Consider the following 21311-nt stretch of genomic DNA (forward strand, 5'->3'; position numbering starts at 1 on the left):
GCGTGGATCAGTGCGCGGTCATGGCCTTCTTGATAGCGACGCAGCGTTCATCTTCCTGCTTGGCGACCAGCAGCCAACGGCGCGTATTGGTCGACAAATCAGTCAGCTTGGCGACAGCATCGTCCAGGCGCTTCACGCTGGCAGGCGTGCAGGCGGCCGGAATGTGCGACGCGCCATAAGCACGCATGTACACCGGACCTGCGGCCTTGTCGACCTCACCCAAGGTCGCCAGGCGCTGCGCTGCGGTTTTCTCGTTCAGCGCGCCCTGCTCGGCCGGGAACATGCTGCCCATCGCGGTGCGCACTTTGGAGAACGGCAGCTTGGTCTTCAGGTCGGCAATGGTGGCCGCCCACTCAGCTTTGACCTTGGCGTCCGGACGGATCACCGTGGCGGCGATGGCTGCCTGCTGGCCGCTGTCCGACTTGTCGCGCTCCTGTTCCGCCGCCAGCAAGGCTTCGCTGCCCGGATAGGCAAAGCGGTTCAGGCGGCGGATGATGTCCCAGCGCACGTCCTGGCTGACGTTCAGGCCCGGCACCACCAGCTTGCCATCGAGGATATCGGCCAGTTGCTTGAGCGCTGCCGGGCTGCTGGCCAGTCCCACAAAGGACGAGAACCAGCGGCGCTGGAAGTTCTTGTCGGTGGCGGCATTGGCGGCGTCAAACGCCATTTTCTCAAGCTGCGCGCCGACCTTGCTGCGGTAGGCCGATGGGCCCATCAGGCGCAGGTAGTTGTCCGACGCGTGCACCTTCTCAAGGATATCGCCGAGCAGCGTGTAGTTCTTCTCGGACGGCGCGTTGGCCAGCGCAGTTTTCAGGTACTCGTTCAGCGGCAGCTTGGCGTTGCGCACGCCATCCCACAGGCTTTGCCACAGCATCGAACGCAGCAGCGGATCGTCCACCTTGCTCAGACTGGACTGCGCGGTGGCGAAGGATTTCTTATCCAGCTGCACCTGCACAAAACCCCAGTCCTGATAGTTTGGATACACCAGGTCCGGGCAAGCCGCGCCCTTCAGTTCCGGCACCACCGTTGCCGCGCCCTTGTAGGTGACGGCGACGTTTTTGCTCAGCGTCAGGCCTTGTGCGCCCAGCTGGAACAGGCCGATCTGCACGCGCTGTTCGCGCAGCGTCGGCAGTTCCTGGCTTTGCGCGGTCTGGCGCAGCGTGAAGCTATTCACCTTGCCGGCGGAGCAGCTGTAATCGGCGGCGATGGTGTTGACGCCGGCTTCATACAGCCACTCCTTGGTCCAGCCGCTCAGGTCGCGGTTGGCGGCTTCGCCCAGGCTGCCGATGAAGTTGTCCAGCGTGGCGTTCTGGTACTGGTATTTGACCAGGTAGTTGTGCACGCCCTTGCGGAACACTTCTTCGCCCAGCAGGTGGCGCAGCTGTTTCAGCGTCGATGCGCCTTTCGAGTAGGTGATGGCGTCGATGTTATCGAAGGCGTTGGCGGTCGATGGCACCGGCGTTTCAATCGCGTGCGTGGTCACGCGCTGGTCCTGGGTGTAGGCAGCTTGCTTGCCGCCCGAGTAGAAGCTCTGCCAGGTGTTGGTGAACTCGGTTGCCTCGGCAGTCGCCAGCGTGCCCATGAAGGACGCGAAGCTCTCGTTCAGCCACAGGCCATTCCACCACTTCATGGTGACCAGGTCGCCAAACCACTGGTGCGCCATCTCGTGCATGATGACGCCAGCCAGCGACTGCTTCTGCGCCGTGGTCATCTCTTCCTTGTGCAGGAAGCTGCCTTCGCCAAAGGTGATGGCGGCGGCGTTTTCCATCGCGCCGTACAGGAAGTCCGGCACCAGCAGCTGGTCATACTTCTCGAACTGATAAGGGATGCCGAAGTATTCATCGAAGAAGGTCAGGCCCTGCTTGGTGTAGCGGAACCAGTCTTGCGGCGACACTTGCGACGCCACCGATTGGCGCGCGAACAGGCGCATCGGATATTTTCCGCTATTGTCTTCCCATACCTTGTACGGGCCGGCGTGCATCGAGAAGTTGTACGGGCTCAGTTTCTTCGAACGTGGGAAGGTCCACTTCTTGCCGCCTTCGACATCCTGCACACCGCTCTCGCGCATGGTGGACACCGCCACCCAGTCAGCCGGCGTGGTGACGGTGACCTGGTAAGTGCCCTTCAGGTCGGGTTGATCAAACACCGGGAACATCTGGTGCGCGGCGGCCGGTTCGAAGTGCGAATAGGTGTAGACGCGGCCATCGACCGGATCGACCATGCGGTGCAGGCCTTCGCCGTTGGTGCTGTGCAGGCGGCTGTAGGCGATGGTGACGGTGTTGCGGCCGGCCTTCAGGTCGGCGGCAGCCAGCGTGATGAACCAGTTGTTGTACTGCGGCGTGACGTTTTTGCCGTTGACGGTCAGGCTGGCGATGGTGGCCTTGTCCAGATCGATGGTCAGCGGCTGCGACGCGTCTTTCAGGTCGAAGCTGAGCGTGGTGGCGCCGCTAAAGCTTTCCTTGCCGGTCAGCGTGAATTCCAGCGTGTAGTCGACATTGCTGACGCGCTCCGAACGGGCGGCGGCGTCGGTTTGCGACAGGAAGGCGTTTTCAGCGCGCGGCGCAGGCGTGGCAGCGGCGGCATGGGCGCCGGCAAAGGCCAGCGTGACGGCAGTGGCGATAATGTATTTTTTCATGTTCTCTCCTGAATTCATCGTCATTCCCGCGCAGGCGGGAATGACGGGGTTATTTTTTCTTGGTATAGGTGTCCAGCCAATCGATCACGGTGTGATGCCACAGCACCGAGTTGGCAGGCTTCAGCACCCAGTGGTTCTCGTCGGGGAAGAACAGGAATTTGCTTGGAATGCCGCGACGCTGCAACGCAGTAAACGTGCCCAGGCCTTGCGCGGTTGGGATACGGAAGTCCAGGTCACCCTGCACCACCAGCATCGGCGTCTTCCAGTTCTTGACGGTCAGCGCCGGATTGAACTTCTCGTGCTGCTGCGGAACGTCGTAATAAGGGCCACCGCTTTCCCACTCGGTGAACCAGATTTCTTCGGTCGAGTAAGCCATGCCGCGCGTGTCGAATACGCCGTCGTGATTGACGATGCATTTGAAGCCGTCGGACCAGTTACCCTGTATCCAGTTCATCATGAAGCCGCCGTACGAGGCGCCCAGCGCGCAGCTGTTCTCACGGTCCAGCCATGGGAACTTCTGCACCGCAGCCGCCAGGCCTTTCTGCAAGTCTTCCAGTGGCTTGCCACCCCAGTCGCCGCTGATCGAATCAGTGAACTTCTGGCCATAGCCGGTCGAACCATGGAAGTCGATGAACACGGTCGCATAGCCAGCGCCGGCGTACACCTGCGGATTCCAGCGATAGCTCCAGGAATTGCCGAAGCTGCCCTGCGGGCCGCCATGTACCAGGAAGGCCACCGGATATTTCTGGCCAGGCTGCGCGTTCCATGGCTTCATGACGTGGCCATAGACGGTGTCGCCATTGGCGCCGGTGAAGGAGAACTGTTCATACTCGCCGAACTTGACGTCGGCCAGCGCTGCCTCATTCAGCTTGGTCAGTTGCTCAGCCTTCTCGCCCGGCGTACCCAGCTTGAACTTGAACAGCTGCGCGCCCGAGGTCAGGCTGGCTTGCGCCATGACGATGGTGTCCTTGGCCACGTCGAAGCCGCCCACATAGCCCTTGCCGGTCAGCGCATTGACCTTGCCGCTGGCAGCATCGATCGAGAACAGGCGGTGCTGGCCGATGTCGTCGGCGACAGCCAGGATGGCCTTGCTGTCAGGCGTCCAGCGGAAATCGGCGATCGAGCGGTCCCAGCTATCGGCGACAGTGCGCTTTTTGCCGCTGGCGACATCGATCAGCACCAGGTGGAAGCGGTCGGCCTCAAAGGTCGGCTTGTCCATGGCCACATAGGCCAGCGTTTTGCCGTCCGGCGAATAAGTGGCCTTGGTGTCCCACGCCTGGTTGTCGGCGGTCAGGTTTTTGGGCGTGCCGCCGGTGGCGGGCACGGTGTAGACATCGAAGTTGGTCGACCATGCCTCGGTGCGGCCGGCAACGCGCAGCGAGAAGGCCACGGTCTTGCCGTCCGGGCTGAACTGGTACTCGCCGTTGTCGCCAAACGGCTTGGACGGCGCATCGCCATCCAGCGCGCCGCTCAGGCTGACCGGCTGCGCGCTGACCTTGCCGCTGGCGTCGATCGGCGCCGAGTACAGCACATTGTTGCGGCCATCGGCCCAGGTATCCCAGTGACGCACGAACAGCTTGTCGTACACCTTGCCGCTGGCCTTGACCTTGGCCTGCTCATCGAGGCGCTGCTTGCTGCACGCCAGATCGGCGCAATCGCGGTAGACGGACATGCTGAACAGCAGGCGGTCGCCCTGCGGCGACAGGCGGAAGTTGTCCACGTCCAGCGGCAGATCGGTCACCTTGCTGGCCTCGCCGCCGCTCAGCGGCAGGCGCCATACCTGCGATGAGCCGGAACGGCCCGACAGGAAATACACCGCATCGCCATTCGGCGACCAGGCCGGATCGCTGCTGCTGGCAGCGGCCTGGGTCAGGCGTACCGGCGCGGCTTGCGGATGGCGCAAATCCAGCAGATACAGCTGAACGTTGCCACGGTTTTTGTCCATGTCGGTGGTGCGCACGGTGTACACCACGCGGCTTGCGTCCGGCGACAGCACCGGGTTGCCCACGCGCTCCATCTTGACCAGGTCTTCTACGGTAAAGCCGCGCGGCGCGGCCGTTGCGCTGGCCGCAATCGCGGTACTCAGCAGCAGCAAGGGGAATCTCATTCGATCTCTCCGATTTATAAGAAATATACCGGCTTGTGGCCGGGCATCGCAGATCATACCAAGAGCGCGAGGCGCAGCGGCATGTTGGCAGGAAATTGTTACTTTACGCTACTTTAGGCTTGCGCAAACCGCCCTATTAATGCAACACTGTTGCGTATGAAGATTATCCCTGCCTTGTGTTTAACGCTGTTGAGCGCCAGCGTCGCCGCGCTTGAAGTCCTGCCTCCGCCAGCCGCCTGGCACGGCGCCAGCGAGAAGCTGGTGGCGGAAGCCGGCTCCCGCTGGATCACGCCCGCCGAGCGCTCCGGCTTCACCACCTCGCCAGACTACGCGGCCACGCTGCAATACTTGCGGGCACTGGCAGGCGCCAGCGACAAGATTTCCGTGCATATCTTCGGCAAGTCCTACCAAGGGCGTGACCTGGTCTACGCACTGGTGCGCAAGCCCGGCGGCAACAAGCCGGTGGTGATGATCCAGGCCGGCATCCATTCCGGCGAAATCGACGGCAAGGATGCCGGACTGATGCTGCTGCGCGATATCGCCTTCGGCGGCCGCGATGACTTGCTCGATCAGGTCGACCTGGTGTTCATCCCGATCCTGAATGTGGACGGCCACGAGGACGCCAGCCCGCTGGGCCGGCCCAGCCAGCGCGGCCCGCAGATCAAAGGCAGCCGCACCAACGCGCAGGGGCTGGACCTGAACCGCGATTACGCGCGTCTGCAATCGCCGGAGATCGCCGCCGTGGTGAAGCTGCTGCAACGCTACGATCCAGCGCTGTACATCGACGTGCACGTCAGCGATGGCACCGACTACCAATACGACGTGACCTACACCTTCGCCGGCTGGGGCACATATGCGCGCTCGCAAGCCACCGCGCAGTGGCTGATGGGCACCTACAGCGACGAGGTCAGCGCGGCGCTCAGCCAGCAGGGCCACCTGCCGGCGATCTATCCGAGCTGGATCAACGAAAGCGCGCCGGACCAGGGCTTGCGCATCAGCGCCGAAGGGCCGCGCTACTCGACCGGCTACGGCGACTTTATCGGCGTGCCCACGGTGCTTGTGGAGAACCACACCATGAAGCCGTACAAGCGGCGCGTGCTTGGTACTTATGTGCTGCTGGAGCAATCCATCCTCACCGTGGGCCGCGAGCGGGCGCGCATCGCCGCCGCCAAGGCCGAGGACCGCGCTGCGCGGCCGGCGCAATTGATGGTGCGCTGGGAGCGCGACCCGCTGCCGCTGCGCACCAGCACCTTCAAAGGCTATCGCTACGAGGCCTACCAGTCGCTGGCATCCGGCGCGCGCGAACTGCGCTGGGCCGGCGAGCCACAGGATGTCAGCCTGCCGGTATACGGCGTGCGCTCCACGCTGGACGTGAGCTTGCCGCAAGCCTGGTGGATCAGCGCCGGGCAGCAGTCGCTGATCGCCGCGCTGCGCGCGCACGGCATCGCGATGGAAACCACGCAAACGCCGCGCACGGTGGCGCTGGAAACCACGCGCATGGCGTCCGGCAAGGAACGCGGCGGCGCCCGCTCATTGCAGCAGATCACCCTGCCGGCCGGCTCGGTGCGCATTCCGGCCGCGCAACCGTATCACCTGCTGGCGGCCGCGCTGCTGGAAGCGGAAAGCGACGACTCCTTCCTGGCGCACGGCTTGTTCGACCAGGCGCTGGCGTCCGAATGGCGCATGCCGAAGCACCTGCTGGCGCCGCTGGCTGACCAGATGATGGCAAGCAATCCGACGCTGCGCGCCGAGTTCCTGGACGCCGTCGGCAAAGATGCCGCGCTGGCCGCCAATCCGGCAGCCCGGCTGGCATGGTGGGAAGCCCGTTCCGACTACGCCCCGCGCGCCCGCTGGCTGTATCCGGTGTACCGCGAATTGCGCTAATTTTTCAAGGAGTTTAAAAAACTCCTTGACTTATTCAAGACGACCGGTCATATTGAACCCATGGCTAAAGCAAACGTTAAAGAGCAAATCCTCACCACCAGCGCGAACCTGCTGCACAGCAAGGGGTTCAACGCCACCAGCGTCCAGGACATCACCGACGCTGCGGGGGTGCCGAAAGGCTCGTTCTACAACCACTTCTCCAGCAAGGAAGCGCTGGGATTGGAAGTATTGCAACGTTACGTCGATGGCGTGGGCGTGCTGGCTGGCGTGCTGCGCGACCGCAAGCTGGCGCCGCTGCAAAGGCTGCAACAGTATTTCGAAGGCATGATCGCGGGCAACGCCGCCAATGAATACAACTTTGGCTGCATGCTGGGCAACTTCAGCACCGAGCTGTCCAACCAGATCCCGGCCATGCGCAGCGCCATGCGCGACGCCTTCGGCGGTTCGACGGCGGCGCTGGCGGTGGTGATCGCCGAAGGCCAGCAGGATGGCAGCATCAGCGCCAGCCTGCCGGCGGAAGAACTGGCCGGTTTCATCAACGATGCCTGGCAAGGCGCAGTCTTGCGCGCCAAAGCCGAACAAAGCCGCGCACCGCTGGAACGGTTTGCCCGGGTAGCATTGAATCAATTGTTGCACTGATTTTTTTTCGGTCGATTTTAAGACGACCGGTCATATTAAGTTAATTAACTCACCTGAAAGGAAATATCATGAACTTCAAAGACTCCGTCGTCCTGATTACCGGCGCCAACCGTGGCCTGGGCAAAGCCCTGGCACAGGCCGCAGTAAAAGCCGGTGCGCGCAAAGTCTACGCAGCCGCCCGCAAGCCTGAATCGGTCGACATCGCCGGCGTCACGCCGATCAAGCTGGATGTCACCAGCGCCGCCGACATCGCCGCCGCCGTGCAAGCGATCCCCGACCTGACCATCCTGATCAACAACGCCGGCATCCACGTCGTGGGCGGCGTCACCGGCCCGGACGCGCTGAGCGCCGCGCGGGCCGAGCTGGAAACCAACTTCTTCGCACCGCTGGCGCTGAGCAATGCCTTCGCACCGGTACTGGGCCGCAACGGCGGCGGCGCCATCATCAACATCCTGTCGGCGCTGAGCTGGGCCAGCTTCCCGACCACCGGCACCTACAGCGCATCGAAAGCAGCGGCCTGGGCGCTGACCAACGGCCTGCGCGGCGAATTGCGCGCGCAAAACACCCAGGTGCTGGGTGCGCACATGGGCTATATGGACACCGACATGACCGCCGGCGTCGACGCCCCGAAATCGTCGCCAGCCGTCATCGCCCAAGCCATCGTCACCGCCCTGGAAGCCAACGAAGACGAAGTGCTGACCGACCAGGTATCGCAGCAAGTCCGCGCCAGCTTCGCCGCCCCGCGCGCCTTCTACCTCGGCGAACCCCGCACCTAAAAATCCGGGGTCAATGGGGAATTCGATAGAAAAAATTTTTCGGGTGGTGCTAGAAATCGCGTATTTTCGCAGGATAAAACAGGGCATAATCAGGTTCTCAGCCAGGTGAAAATTCGCACGTACCTGCCGGCTTGACGTGTGCGCAATTCGTTTTCCCCGCCGGTAATGCTTCGCTTTGTATTGCCTCACAACCAGTTGTGAACAATTGTAAATCGGCGTTGTATGAGCCCTACTGTCGCGCTAAGGTGTCAGCTTCACCTCGGGCGCGTCGGCTCCTCTGCGACGACCTCCGCGCAGCCGAAGTCACACGAAATCCGGGAAACGCCATGCTTACTGCCACCTATGTCTTGTTGACACTCTCTATCGAGCAAAAGAAAGAACGCCACTTTATTTCGCGTTTGCTGCAATACGTGCAGTCGATCGCGCGCCGTCCGCAGGAAATCGATCCTGTGTTCATAGAATCGCAACTGAAACAGCTCACCAGCTTTGCCGAGGCGCGCCACCAGCGCAAGGTCGAAGCCTGCCTGATGCCCGCCGTGCGCGCCGCCGAGCCGAATTGCACGCCGCTCATGAATGATCTGGAATCGCTGAGTAAGCGTGGCAGCGCCATGCTCAACGCCGTTTACCGCTGCCTGCGCCGCGCCATGCGCCGCAGCGCCACGCAAGGCAAATTCCTGTGCAAGACGGTAGACCTGTATTGCCAGAACCTGCTGAAGCGGCTGGACAAGGAAGAACAGGAGCTGCTGCCGCTGGCGCAAAAAGTGATCTCCAGCGAAGAGTGGTTTGAGATCGGCAGCAAGTTCCTGGCCCAGGATGACGACGACGCGGCATCGCGGCCGGAGCTGCGGCCACGCCGCGACCTGGCCGGCTACGGCGCGGCGTCGGTCTAGCTTCCGTTCTTCGCCAATTGCACGTAGAAGCGCACCGCCTCCAGATAGTTGTCGATGCCGATGCGCTCATTGGTGCCGTGAAAGCGCGGCAAGTCGTCCGGCCCGGCGCGCACGGGCGAGAAGCGGTACACATGCTCGCTCAGGCCCTGGTAATGCCGCGCATCCGTGGCGCCGATGACAATCCCCGGTGCCACCACCGCATCGCTGAACACTTCACGGATGGTGCGGTTGAGCAGCCCATATTGCGCCGACGCCACCGGCGACACGCGCGACGGCTCGGACGATCCCGCATCCAGCGCGGCGTGCACCGCCTCGTTATCAATCGTCTGCTTGACGTGATCCAGCACGCCAGCCACCGTATCGCCCGGCCGCAGTCGGAAGTTGACCACCGCGTCGGCGCGGCCCGGCAGCACATTGTCCTTGTTGCCCGCGTGGACCACGGTCAGCGCGGTGGTGGTGCGCAGCACCGCGTTGGTGCCGGCCGATTGCTCCAGCTGCCTGCGCACCAGCGGCGCGAACAGCCATAAATTCGACAGCACCACGCGATTCATCAGCGGCATCTCCGGCGCCACCGTATCGAACATCTCGCGCGCCACGCCGGTGAATTCGGCCGGCATCTGCTTGCGCTCCAGTTCCGCCAGCGCGGCGCTCATCGTGCCGATGGCGGTTTTCTGCGGCGGCATCGACGAGTGCCCCGGCGCGGTGCTCACCGACAGGTTGACGCTGGCATAGCCCTTCTCCGCCACGCCGACCAGCGCCACCGGCTTGCTGATGCCGCGCATGAGGCCTTGCGTGACCAGCATGCCCTCATCCAGCAGATAATCCAGTTTCACGCCGCGCGACTTGAGCAGCCGGGCAATTTCCACCGCGCCTCGCCGGCCACCCACCTCCTCGTCCGCGCCAAAGCCCAGGTATAGCGTGGCGCGCGGCTGAAAGCCTGCCGCCAGCAAGGTTTCCACCGCCTCCATCTGCGCCACCAGGCTGCCCTTGTCGTCCCACGAGCCGCGTCCCCAGACAAAGCCGTCCTTGACCACGCCGTCGAACGGCGGCTGCCGCCAGCTGGCTTCCGTGCCCGGCGCCACCGGCACCACATCCTGGTGCGCCAGCCACATCACCGGCTGCGCCTGCGGCTCGCTGCCCGGCCAGGTGAACAGCATGCTATGGCCGATCATTTCGCGCTTCAGCGTCGCGTGCAGGCGTGGAAAGGCTTGCTGCAAGTAAGCCTGCATGCGCGTGAATTCGTCGGCGTTGATGTCGGCCGAGGCGGCGTCGGCGATGGTGCGGAACTTCAGTGCACCGGCCAGCCGCGCTGCCACCGCATCACGCTCCAGCGCCAAAACCGCAACCGGTTTCACATCGATCTGGCGCGACGGCAATCGCCAGGTGTTCCATGCCAGCGCCGCGATCAGGATGGCGATCGCCAGCGTTACGGCAGTCAAAAGTCGCTTCAGCATAAGAAGAAATCCAGGTTGTTGTTTTGGGTCGCAGCGCACGATTCTAAAGCTTGCCTAAGCAATATCGTGCAGCTAATATCGCCAATATGCAGACCAATCCCGCCACCGGCCCCGTGCCCCTCGATGTGCAGCTGCTATGGCTACCGGAAGCCATGCCGGGCAATCTGTTTGCCGCAATCGATGTGCTGAACACCGCCGCCGGCATACTCCATCTGCGCAATCCACACGGCGCGCCGCCGCTGACCTGGCGCGTGCTGACGCCGCCCGGTGTGGAGGAACCACTGAACGCCGGCGCCATGGCCAGAACCCAGCAGCCGTCCGTGCGTGCACTGCCGCCGCAACGCACGCTGATCATCGTGCCCGGCCTCAGCGCCCGCAATGCGCCGCATCTGGGCGACATCGTCGCGCAGCATCCGCAAGCGCTGGCCCTGCTGCAAGATCACACCATGCGCGGCGGACTGCTGGCCGCCTGCTTCACCGGCATCGCCCTGCCCGCCCGCCTCGGACTGCTGAACGGCTTGCGCTGCGCGCCGCCATGGGCCTATCAATCGTGGATGAAGCTCCAGTTCCCCGATTGTGACTTCGATACCGATGAAGCGATGTCCTTCCACGCTACGCTGTTCACCTGCGTGGCGCCGGCGCTGCAAACAGAGTTCATCGCCGCGCTGCTCGGGCGCCTGCTCGATCCGGACCTGATGCACGCCTGCCTGCAAGTGCTCGGCTATCAGCAGCGCCGCCAGCAGATCACCGCCGATCTCGCCGGCGCCTGGCTCACGCCCACTGCAGACAGCCCGGTGTACCGCGCCACGCAGTGGCTGCAAACGAATCTGGAACAGCCTTACAATCTGCAAGTGCTGGCCGAAGCCGCCGCCACCAGCGAACGCACGCTGCTGCGCCATTTCCGCCAGGCGGTCGGCATGACGCCGCTGGAATACCTGCACAAGCTGCGCGTCGAACGCGCCAAGGTGATGATGGAAGTCTCGCTGCATAACTTCCACACCATCGCCTCCGCTTGCGGCTACGCCGACGCCGGCTCCTTCCGCCGCCTGTTCCATCAGGCCACCGGCATGAATCCCAGCGTGTACCGGCAGCGCTTCACGCTGCGTGCGCGCCGGCCGCACTGGAAGGTGGAACAGAAATCGCAAAGGGCACTCGCATGAGCCATGGCGCCAAGATCCTGCATCTGCGCGGCGCGGCCGGCATGGACGCCATCTACCGCAAAGTCAGCTGGCGGCTGCTGCCGCTGCTGATGCTGTGCTACGCAGTGGCCTACCTGGACCGCGTCAACGTCGGCTACGCCAAACTGCACATGGGCGCCGAGCTGGATTTCAGCAACCAGGTATACGCCTGGGGTGCGGGCGCTTTCTTCGTCGGCTACTGCCTGTTCGCCTTGCCGGTCAATCTGCTGCTGGAAAAAATCGGCGCGCGCAAGACGCTGCTGCGCATCATGCTGTGCTGGGGCGTCACCGCCGCCGTTGGCGCCTTCGTGCGCGAGCCGGTGGAATTCTATGCGATCCGTTTTTTGCTCGGCATGTTTGAAGCGGGCTTCTTCCCCGGCGCGATCCTCTACCTGACCTACTGGTTTCCGTCCTCGCGGCGCGCACGCGTGATTGCCATCTTCGCTTCCGGCGCGCTGATGGGCGGCGTGCTGGCCGGGCCGCTGTGCGGCGCCACGCTGGACTATATGCACCAATTTGGCGACCTGAGTGGCTGGCAATGGATGCTGGTGCTGCAAGGACTGCCGGCTGCTTTGCTCGGCATCGTCGCCTGCTGTTGGCTGGACGACAAGCCGCAGGATGCGCGCTGGCTGTCCTCGTTTGAACAGCAGATGATCGAACAGGACCTGGAGCGCGACGAGGAGGCGCTGAATGGCAGCCCGTCCAGCGACGATGGCGAGCCACCATCCACCTTCGCCACCATCTGGTCGCTGCTGCGCGATCCCGCGATCGCCCTGCTGGCGGCGGCCAACCTGTTGCTGCTGGCCGCCAGCTACGCGCTGATGTTCTGGCTGCCGGTGCTGATGCAACGCTGGGGCGCTGGCGCCGCTATACAGCCCGGCCTGCTGACCGCGCTGCCCAATCTGGCCGGCGTGATCGGCATGATCGCCATCGGCTACGACTCCGACCGCCGGCGCGAGCGGCGCGGCCACTTCATCGCCTGCATGGTACTGGCCAGCGGCGGCCTCGGTCTGGCGATTGCCGCCGACAACAGTCTGGCGTGGTCGCTGGCCGGCATATCGGTGGCGTCGCTGGGCATCGCCGCCGCCGCGCCGCTGCTGGTGGCCATCCTCACCTCGCTGCTGAACCGCCGCCGCGCCGCCACCGGCATCGCGCTGGTGGGCAGCTTTGGCCTGCTGGGCGGCGCCTTCGGCCCTGCGCTCAGCGAGCATGTACAAGCCTGGGGCGACAGCGCGGCCCTGCTGGCGGCGCTGATCGTGCTATACCTGGCCGCCGGTGCGATCCTGCTGTGGGCCTTGCGCCTGGCGCCGCGCCGTGGCGGCCCCAATGCCGGCCATGGCCAAACCGACAAGATGGCCCGCAGCTAACGGTTGGGCTAAAATCGAGGACGCGCCGCGATCCGGCGCTCCCGTTCACCCAACCTACAAGCGAAACTACCGATGCGTTTTGTACTGCCTCTTCTAGCGACTGCCATCGCGGCGAACGTCACCGCCACTGCGGCGCCTACCGCCATCACACTCGATCAAACCATGGCCAATCCGGACTGGATCGGCAACCCGGTGGAATCCGCATGGTGGGGCTGGGATAGCCGCCAGATCTACTTCAAGCAGAAACGCACCGGCTCCGTGGTGCGCGACACCTTCCAGATCAACGGTGGAGCCGCCAAGCGCGTGGAAGACAAGCAGCTGGCCAATCTCGATAGCGACAATCCGGTCTACAACCGCGAACGCACGCGCGCCATTCTGCTGCGCAATGGCGACCTGTTTGAGCGCGACCTGAAAACCGGCGCGCTGACGCAGATCGTGCGCGGCACCACGGCCGCATCGGACGCTCAGTACGCCGCCGACGGCAACCATATACAGTTCCGCGTCGGCAGCGACTGGTTCAGCTGGAGCCGCAGCGAGCGCCTGGTGTCGCCGGTCGCGCTGCTGCGCACCGCCAAAGATCCTGAGGCCGCACCAGACGCCGACTTCCGCCGCGACCTGCAGCTGCGCCTGATCTCGACGCTGGCGCGCCAGAAGCAGGAAAAGGATGAAAGCCGCGACCAGCGCAACGCCGACCGCGCCGCCGACGCGACCCGCGCGCCGCTGCCGATCTACCTGGGCGAGAAAGTCACCATCGAAACCAGCTCGCTGTCGCCGGACGGCCGCTATCTGCTGGTGGTCACCGCCGTCAAGGACGGCGACAAGCGCAAGGTCGGCAAGATGCCGAAGTACGTCACCGAATCCGGCTACGAGGAAACCGACGATGAGCGCAAACGCGTCAGCGAAGCCGGCCCGCTCAAGCACGAACTAAAACTGGTGGATGTCGCCACGCGCAAGATCACCGAGCTGTCGCTGGACGATCTGCCGGGCATCAAGGAAGACCCGCTGGCCGCGATGCGCGCCGCGCAAAAGCTGGACCCGCTGAAAGGCAATCGCGGTGTGCGATTTGAAGGCCGCGAAGAATCAATACGCTGGAGCGCCAACGGTGCGCGCGTCGCCGTGATGGCGCAGGCGATCGACAACAAGGACCGCTGGATCGCCGGCGTCGACCTGGCAGCCGCCAAGCTGAAACCGCTGCACCGCCTGAGCGACGCTGCGTGGGTCAACAATCGCGGCAACGACTTCGGCTGGCAGCCCGACAACAGCACGCTGTGGTACGAGTCGGAAGAGAGCGGCTACTCGCACCTCTACCTGCAAACGCCGGACGGCAAGGCGCGCGCGATCACCTCGGGCAAATGGGAAGAGTCCAACGTCAACTGGTCGGCTGACGGCCAGACCGCCTACTTCATGTGCAATCCCAAACTGCCCGGCACCTATGAAGTCTGCTCGACCAGCGCCAAGGACGGCGCGGTCAAGGAACTGACCACGCTGGGCGGCGTCGAAAGCTTCGCGCTGTCGCCGGATGGCCGCAAGCTCTTGGTGCGCTATTCCACCGCCTACATGCCGGCGCAGATCGGTACTGTCAGCAGCAGCGGCGGCGCGGTCACCCAGCTGACCGACACCCGCAGCGCCGAATTCAAGGCGCGCGAGTGGATACAGCCTGAAATCGTCGCCGTGCCATCGACGCATGGTGCCGATCCGGTCTGGGCCAAGCTGTATCGCCCGGCCAAGCTGGAAGCCGGTAAAAAATACCCGGTAGTGATGTTCGTCCACGGCGCCGGCTACCTGCAAAATGTCACCAAGCGCTATCCGGTCTACTTCCGCGAACAGATGTTCCACAACCTGCTGGTGCAGCAGGGTTACATCGTGCTGGACATGGACTACCGCGCCTCACTGGGCTACGGGCGCAACTGGCGCACCGCCATCTACCGCCAGATGGGCCATCCGGAACTGGAAGACTACGTCGATGGCCTGAACTGGATGGTGGCCAACCAGCAGGGTGACGCCAAGAACGTCGGCATCTACGGCGGCAGCTATGGTGGCTTCATGACCTTCATGGCGCTGCTGCGCGCACCGGATCAGTTCAAGTCCGGCGCGGCGCTGCGCCCGGTCACCGACTGGACCACCTACAACCACGAGTACACCGCCAACATCCTCAACTCGCCGGAGCTGGACCCGGAAGCATACAAAGTCTCGTCGCCGATCGAATATGCGGACAAGCTGAAAGGCCACATCCTGATCGCGCACGGCATGATCGATGATAACGTGTTCTACCAGGATTCGGTGCGCATGGCGCAGCGCTTCATCGAACTGAAGAAAGACAACTGGGAACTGGCGTCGTATCCGCTGGAGCGTCACGGCTTCGTGCATCCGGAAGCGTGGTACGACGAATACCGCCGCATCTACCAGCTGTTTGAACGCACCCTGAAACAATAAACAGGAGAGTTATGAAAAAGCTTGCCGCTTCGCTGATACTGGCGACGTTATTCACCACTGCCGCCCATGCCGAACCAAAACATCCGGCATGGTCGCGCAGCTCCAATGTGTATGAAGTCAACCTGCGCCAGTACAGCCAGGACGGCACGCTGAACGCGTTCACAGCCACGCTGCCGCGCCTCAAGCAACTGGGCGTGGACATCATCTGGCTGATGCCCTTGCATCCGATCGGCGAACAAAACCGCAAGGGTGCGCTGGGCAGCTACTACGCGGTGAAGGACTACCGCGCGGTCAATCCGGAATTCGGCAGCGTTGACGATGTGCGCAAGCTGGTCAAACAGGCGCACGCGCTGGGCATGCATGTGATCCTCGACTGGGTGGGCAACCACACCGCCTGGGATCATCCATGGGCCACCGAGCATCCTGACTGGTACAAGAAAAACGACAAGGGCGAAATCGCCGCCGTCAGCTTCAAGAACGGCGCCGGTGAAACCGAGGAATGGGCCGACGTGATCGGCCTCGATTTCGGCAACAAGGCATTGTGGCCGGCGATGACCTCGGCGATGGCGTTCTGGGTCAAGGACGTGGGCGTGGACGGCTTCCGCGCCGATGCGGCGGGCATGGTGCCGAGCGAGTTCTGGGAACAGGCGCGCGCGCAGCTGGATAAAATCAAGCCGGTGTTCATGCTGGCCGAAGCCGACGATCCGGCGCTGCACGCCAAAGCCTTCGACGCCAGCTACGACTGGACGCTGAACGGCATCATGAAAAAAATCGGCAAAGGCCAGGCCGGCGCCGCCGAACTGCGTGCCTACATCAGCAGCCCCGCCAAGAGCTATGCGCGCGACAGCTACCGCCTGCAATTCACCAGCAACCACGACATCAACTCGTGGGAAGGCACGGACCGCGAATTGTATGGCAACGCATGGGGCGCGATGGCGGTACTGAGCTACACGCTGCCGGGCATCCCGCTGGTCTACAACGGCCAGGAAGCACGGCTGGACAAGAAACTGGCGTTCTTCGAGAAAGATACTATCGACTGGAAGAACTACGAGCTGGAAGGCTTCTTCGCCGGCCTGAACGCGCTGAAGAAGCAGAACCAGGCGCTGTGGAATGGCGCTGCGGGCGGCGCGGTGCAGCTGCTGGATGTCGGCAACGAGCAGCTGTTTGCCTTCAAACGCCAGCAGGGCGCCAACCATGTGCGGGTGATCGTCAACCCGACCGGTCTGCCGCAGAAATACAAGCTGGCCGGCGACGGCGGCCCCGCCACCATCAAACCCTGGCGCTGGCGCATTATCGTCCCTGATTGAACAAAAGCGGCCTCGCGGCCGCTTTTTTTATTCCGTCGCCAAACGCTTAGCCAGACGGTACAAATACTCCTGACCGTCGTACAGCGACTTGACGCGGATGTGCTCATTCAAGCCATGCGCACCGCTGCCCTCCGGGCCATGGAACATGCCACTGATGCCATAGGTCCAGATCCCCGCGTTGTTGAGGAAGCGTCCATCGGTGCCGCCGGTCGACATGGTCGGTATCACCGGCACGCCCGGCCACATATCGTTGCTGATCTCTTCCACCGCCTTCATCAGCGCAGGCGTCATCGGCGGCATACTGCTCTCGATGCCTTCACCGATGCGGGTGATCTTGATCTTGTCGTCGGCCAGCACGCGCTGCAGCGTGGCCTGCACATCGGCGATTGGCTCGCCCGGCAGGATGCGGCAGTTGACGGTGGCGCGCGCGCGTTGCGGCAATGCGTTGTCGGCATGGCCGGCGTCAACCTTGGTCGCCACGCAGGTGGTGCGCACGGTGGAGTTGTGCACCGGGCTGACCGCATACAGCCGCTCCAGCGCCGACTGGTCCGGCGGATCTTGCAGGATCGCCTTCATATCTTCCGCTACCTGGCCTTTTTCGATGGCCGACATGCGCTCGTAGAAGGCGCGCGTTACCGGCGACAGCTTGAACGGGAAAGAGAACTGGCCGAGGCGCGACAGGCCGTCCGTCAAACGGTAGATGGCATTTTCTTTCGGCGGCGCCGAGCTATGGCCACCGGGATTGGTCACCTCCAGCTGGAAGCTCTGATAAGTCTTCTCGCCCGCCTGAATGCCATGGCGCACCGGCTTACCCTCCTTGTCCAGCAAGCCGCCGCCGCCCTCGTTCAGCACGATCTCGGCATCAACCAGCGCGCGGTGATGATTGACCAGGTATTCGGCGCCGTCGAAATCGGACGGCACCAGTTCCTCATCGCAGGTCAGCGCCATGATGATGTCGCGCTTCAGCGGCAGCTTTTCTTTTTTGTACAGCAGCATATTGTTGACGAAGGCGGAGGCCATGGCCTTGTCGTCCGACGCGCCGCGCGCATAGAACATGCCGTTTTCCTCCACCAGCTTGAACGGATCGCGCTCCCAGTCCTCGCGCTTGGCCTCGACCACGTCGATGTGGGCCAGCAGCAGCAGCGGTTTCTTGCTGCCGTCGCCTTTCAGGCGCGCCACCAGATTGCCTTTTTTGGGGCCGCCGGGCGGAATGATGATCTGCAGTTCACTGTCCTTGAAACCGCCGGCTTTCAGGCGCTTGGCCATCTTTTGCGCGGCCAAGGTACAGGAGCCGACCGAATTGGTGGTATTGGTCTCCACCAGCTCCTGATAGATGGAGCGCATCTGCTTCTGCACCGGCGTCAGCTCGGCGCTATGCGCCACGCCCGCCACCGCCAAACCTGCTAACCACCAAGCCGCCTTCTTCATAGTTCCCCTGTCAGATGAGATTGCTTAATCGTCAAATTTAACTCTCGTCCATGGCGCTGTCAACAAAAGTGCAAGCAGGCCCTTGCCAAACCACGGAACGGGTCGCTATAATTGCGGCCCTTGGCCTGGTAGCTCAGTTGGTAGAGCAGAGGATTGAAAATCCTTGTGTCGGTGGTTCGATTCCGCCCCGGGCCACCAAGAATATCCTAAGCAAAACGCCGATCTGTGAAGGTCGGCGTTTTTGTTTTTGCGGCGTAAAGTCCTTGTGTCGGGATATTTCCGGTAACTGAGAACTACATCGACTACTTAGGAGTCCAGTGAAAGAGGGCATCCTCATCTTCGCTCAAAGCCTGTGCGTTTGCTGGCCGGATTGACCCTCTCGAATGGACCCTCCCTCCAGGTCCTCGCGAACGCCGCGACCCTGTCGTAAGACCCCTCGAACCCCAATTCCTTTAAGTCCTCGTGGATCTGTTTCAGCGTGCGCCGCTGCTTGCGCGATCGCGCCGCCTCGGTCTTGAGCATCGCCGAAAGTTGGAAGGCGTATTGGTCGATGGCGCGCTTGGAGCGCCGCTCGGCGTAGGCCGGCTCTATGGTTTCCGAGCGCAGGTAGCGCCGGACGGTGTTTCGCGAGATGCCCAAACGCCTGGCGATCTCTCTCAAGGGGATCTGGTCACGAATGTGCCAGCGTCGAATAATGCCTAGTAATGCCACGTCGATCACTCCAATTCCCCGCTCAATGTCTTGAGCAGGATTGTGTCTTATACGTGGGTCAAATTCGTTTGCAAATTATGCGGCAAAGTGGGTCAGATTTCGCTGCAAATCAACAATCATTCTTTAACTCGTTTATTGTTGGTTTTTGACAGCTCGCCATCGGCCAGTCCGGAGCTTATTTCTGACATACAGGTGACAGAGTGTGCTGTACCGCCAGTTCTGTATAAGCTTGCGTTGGTAATGCCATTCGGTTTGATAGCACATAAGAACGCCGAGGCAGCCGAATCAAATCGTTATGGCAACACAAATTGATGAACATCTAGAGGATCATTCGGTCTACCGTGTTTTTGCAGGAAATCGGCTGCGTTTCTTTCATTCAGCCGAATACATTGCACCGGGCGGTAATATCCGTTCATTTGCTCGACGCTCCGGGAAAAAAGTCCGCTCTCCACAAAGGCGTCCACCACAGCCGTGGTAGCCTGCATTGTATTCTTGTAAGGTGAATCCGTTGGCAGGAAACAGCGCCGTACGATTGCATCTAGACCGTTTAGAGCGTCTCCCTCAAAATTCTCATAAGCTTGGCGGCGCTTATTGATAGCGAGCACAGAGATCGTCCCACGACGCATCCAGGCATCCACAAACCGTACCAAATCAATCTGCGCGCCCTGCCCGCCATGCGGCAGTCGAATGAATCGCCCATCGACGCTAAGCATGGAGTCCGAAGCAGATACATCAGGCTCTCCAACAGTACCAGCGTGACTGCGTAAATATTCAGCATAAGGAATAACGACGAAAGCTGGCTTACCTTCAATGTCATTGATAAATTGTGGCATAACGTTTCCGTTTCATTTATTTACAGCGAAATTTACACTGAAAACAATGAAAAATCCAGCCTTTTTTCGGAGATCAGAGTTTTGCTTGTTACCAACAATCTATAATTAGTTGCAAAGTGAATCGCCCTCCCCTGAAAACGGCGAAACCGGCAATTGCAGCGGAGCGAAATAAACGGTCTGCTTATTTAGGCTGAAGCACCCCCAAACGCTCGCTCGCGTGCGTGTTCTGTGCATTGAGCTCCAGCGAGCGGCGGTAGTTCTGAATGGCCAGCTCGCGCTCGCCGGCGGCTTCGTAGCCTTCGGCCAGGCTGTCGTAGGCGTTGGCGCTTTGCGGATACAGGCGCGTCGTCAGGCTGAGGATTGCGATGGCTTGCGCTTTTTGGCCTGCGCCCAGTAGCCGGTAGCCCCAGGCGTTTAATGCGTCTTCCGATGGCTGGGCGATATCGGACTGCTTGCGCAACTGCGCCAGTTTTTCATCCAGACGTTCAAACCCGCTCGCTTGCGCCTGTTCGCGCAAGCGATAGGTGGCATAGCCGCCGCTGACCTTCCTCAGGCCCGGCAGGAAATAGCTGGCCACCACGTCGATCATCTGCTCCGGCTCCGCGCCGGCCAGATTGGTCAGGATTACAATCGCCAGGTCGTTGTCCGGATAGACATAGAAGGCCGAGCGCGCGCCGCCGATGCCAGCTACTGCACGATATTCGTTGTCGCGGATCGCAGGCCAGCCCAGCGCCCATGGCGCACCCTTGCCGTTATTGAACTGGCCGCGCCGCCACAGCTGCGCCAATCCCTGCTTCGACACGATCTGTTCCTTTTGCAGCGCGATGATCCACTGCGCCAGATTTTCCGCCGAGGTGTTGATGCCGGCGCCAGCGCGCAGGAACGCCGGGAAATCATCCACCATCGCTTTCAGCGTCTTGCCGTCCGCATCCAGGCGATAGGATGGCGCTTTGTCGGGAATCACATCCTGCACATCACCGAAGCTGGTCTGCCGCATGCCGGCCACGTCGAACTGCCGCTGGCGAATAAACTGCGTGAATGGCTGCCCGCTCAGCTGGTCGATGATTTGACCAAGCAGCAGATAGTTGGTCTGGTTATAGCGGAAGCGCTCTCCCGGCGTGAAGTCAACTGGCGCCGCCTGCGTTTGCTTCCACGCCGCATCCCAATTGCTGGCTGACGCGATTTGCCAGGTCTGCTGATGAATGATGTCGGGCAGGCCGGACGTATGGTTCAGCAATTGGGTGATGGTCACCGCCTGCCACGCCGTCGGCAAGTCTTTCAGATAGCGCGACACCGGCGCAGCCAGATCCAGCTTGCCTTGCTCCGCCAATTGCATGATGGCGACGCCGGTGAAGGATTTGGTGGCGGAGTTGATCGAGAAGACGCTGCGCTGCGTGACCGGAATCGCATGCGGCAGTTCCGCCGTTCCGTAGGACTTCAGCATGACGATTTTGCCGCCCTGGACCACGGCCAGCTGCAAGCCCGGTATGCGCCGCTCGCGCATTTCGCTTTGCAGGTAGCGTTGGACTTCGTCAGCCACGGACGGCGCGGCGGCCGCAGTGGCGCCACTCAGCAGGGTGACCAGGAATGCGGCGGCAGTCAGGACAGCTTTCATCATTCTCGCGCGATGCGCTTTAGTGGGAATGAGGCGAGTGTAGATGAAGTAGAA

The 21311-nt window shown here is 62.2% G+C and carries 14 protein-coding genes, 1 tRNA gene and 1 pseudogene; 9 read left to right on the forward strand and 7 right to left on the reverse strand.

Features of this window, described 5'->3' with window-relative positions:
- Positions 1 to 7: 7 nt before the first annotated feature.
- Both pepN and KW842_RS21290 read right to left on the reverse strand, forming a co-directional pair.
- Entirely contained in the window at positions 8 to 2635 is a 2628-nt protein-coding gene (pepN, locus tag KW842_RS21285) for an aminopeptidase N (RefSeq protein WP_218306133.1), read from the reverse strand.
- A gap of 49 nt (positions 2636 to 2684) precedes the next feature.
- Positions 2685 to 4742, reverse strand: coding sequence for a S9 family peptidase (locus KW842_RS21290; RefSeq protein ID WP_218306134.1), 2058 nt, complete (start codon positions 4740 to 4742; stop codon positions 2685 to 2687).
- Between the two features lie 156 nt (positions 4743 to 4898).
- Here KW842_RS21290 and KW842_RS21295 point away from each other — a divergent pair, with 156 nt between their 5' ends.
- From KW842_RS21295 to KW842_RS21310, 4 genes are all read left to right on the forward strand, one after another.
- A complete protein-coding gene (locus KW842_RS21295; protein ID WP_218306135.1) occupies positions 4899 to 6626 on the forward strand; it encodes a M14 family metallopeptidase in 1728 nt (575 codons plus the stop codon).
- A gap of 60 nt (positions 6627 to 6686) precedes the next feature.
- Positions 6687 to 7265, forward strand: coding sequence for a TetR/AcrR family transcriptional regulator (locus KW842_RS21300; RefSeq protein WP_218306136.1), 579 nt, complete (start codon positions 6687 to 6689; stop codon positions 7263 to 7265).
- 68 nt (positions 7266 to 7333) lie between these two features.
- Entirely contained in the window at positions 7334 to 8041 is a 708-nt protein-coding gene (locus tag KW842_RS21305) for an SDR family oxidoreductase (protein WP_218306137.1), read from the forward strand.
- A 326-nt stretch (positions 8042 to 8367) separates the two neighbouring features.
- On the forward strand, positions 8368 to 8931 hold the full coding sequence (locus KW842_RS21310) for a hypothetical protein (RefSeq protein WP_218306138.1): 564 nt from the start codon (positions 8368 to 8370) through the stop codon (positions 8929 to 8931).
- Here KW842_RS21310 and KW842_RS21315 read toward each other — a convergent pair.
- Positions 8928 to 10385, reverse strand: coding sequence for a M20 family peptidase (locus KW842_RS21315; protein WP_218306139.1), 1458 nt, complete (start codon positions 10383 to 10385; stop codon positions 8928 to 8930). The genes KW842_RS21310 and KW842_RS21315 overlap by 4 nt on opposite strands.
- Positions 10386 to 10435: 50 nt before the next feature.
- Between KW842_RS21315 and KW842_RS21320 the strand changes: the two genes are divergently transcribed.
- The 4 genes from KW842_RS21320 to KW842_RS21335 all read left to right on the forward strand — a co-directional run bounded on the left by KW842_RS21320 (position 10436) and on the right by KW842_RS21335 (position 16670).
- Positions 10436 to 11545, forward strand: a complete 1110-nt coding sequence (locus tag KW842_RS21320; RefSeq protein WP_229223831.1) for a GlxA family transcriptional regulator — start codon at positions 10436 to 10438, stop codon at positions 11543 to 11545.
- Positions 11542 to 12930: an MFS transporter gene (locus KW842_RS21325; protein WP_218306140.1), complete on the forward strand. Its 1389-nt coding sequence runs from the start codon at positions 11542 to 11544 to the stop codon at positions 12928 to 12930. Before KW842_RS21320 ends, KW842_RS21325 begins: the two co-directional genes overlap by 4 nt.
- Positions 12931 to 13002: 72 nt before the next feature.
- A complete protein-coding gene (locus KW842_RS21330; protein ID WP_218306141.1) occupies positions 13003 to 15363 on the forward strand; it encodes a S9 family peptidase in 2361 nt (786 codons plus the stop codon).
- A gap of 11 nt (positions 15364 to 15374) precedes the next feature.
- Positions 15375 to 16670, forward strand: a complete 1296-nt coding sequence (locus KW842_RS21335) for an alpha-amylase family glycosyl hydrolase (RefSeq protein ID WP_218306142.1) — start codon at positions 15375 to 15377, stop codon at positions 16668 to 16670.
- Positions 16671 to 16697: 27 nt separating this feature from the next.
- On the opposite strand, the gene KW842_RS21340 is transcribed toward KW842_RS21335, so the two are convergent.
- On the reverse strand, positions 16698 to 18098 hold the full coding sequence (locus KW842_RS21340; RefSeq protein ID WP_218306143.1) for a M20/M25/M40 family metallo-hydrolase: 1401 nt from the start codon (positions 18096 to 18098) through the stop codon (positions 16698 to 16700).
- Positions 18099 to 18220: 122 nt separating this feature from the next.
- Here KW842_RS21340 and KW842_RS21345 point away from each other — a divergent pair.
- A tRNA-Phe gene (locus KW842_RS21345) sits at positions 18221 to 18296 on the forward strand.
- Between the two features lie 195 nt (positions 18297 to 18491).
- Here the strand turns inward: KW842_RS21345 and KW842_RS21350 are convergent.
- The 3 genes and pseudogenes from KW842_RS21350 to KW842_RS21360 form a co-directional block, all read right to left on the reverse strand.
- A pseudogene (locus KW842_RS21350) lies at positions 18492 to 18818 on the reverse strand (helix-turn-helix domain-containing protein); the annotation flags it as partial.
- A 284-nt stretch (positions 18819 to 19102) separates the two neighbouring features.
- Positions 19103 to 19642, reverse strand: a complete 540-nt coding sequence (locus tag KW842_RS21355; RefSeq protein ID WP_218306144.1) for a hypothetical protein — start codon at positions 19640 to 19642, stop codon at positions 19103 to 19105.
- Between the two features lie 181 nt (positions 19643 to 19823).
- Positions 19824 to 21260 (reverse strand): serine hydrolase, encoded by a 1437-nt coding sequence (locus KW842_RS21360; RefSeq protein ID WP_218306145.1) that lies wholly within the window; start codon positions 21258 to 21260, stop codon positions 19824 to 19826.
- Between the last annotated feature and the right edge of the window lie 51 nt (positions 21261 to 21311).

This window comes from Duganella sp. sic0402, assembly GCF_019219065.1.
In the GTDB taxonomy this organism is placed as follows: domain Bacteria; phylum Pseudomonadota; class Gammaproteobacteria; order Burkholderiales; family Burkholderiaceae_D; genus Rugamonas.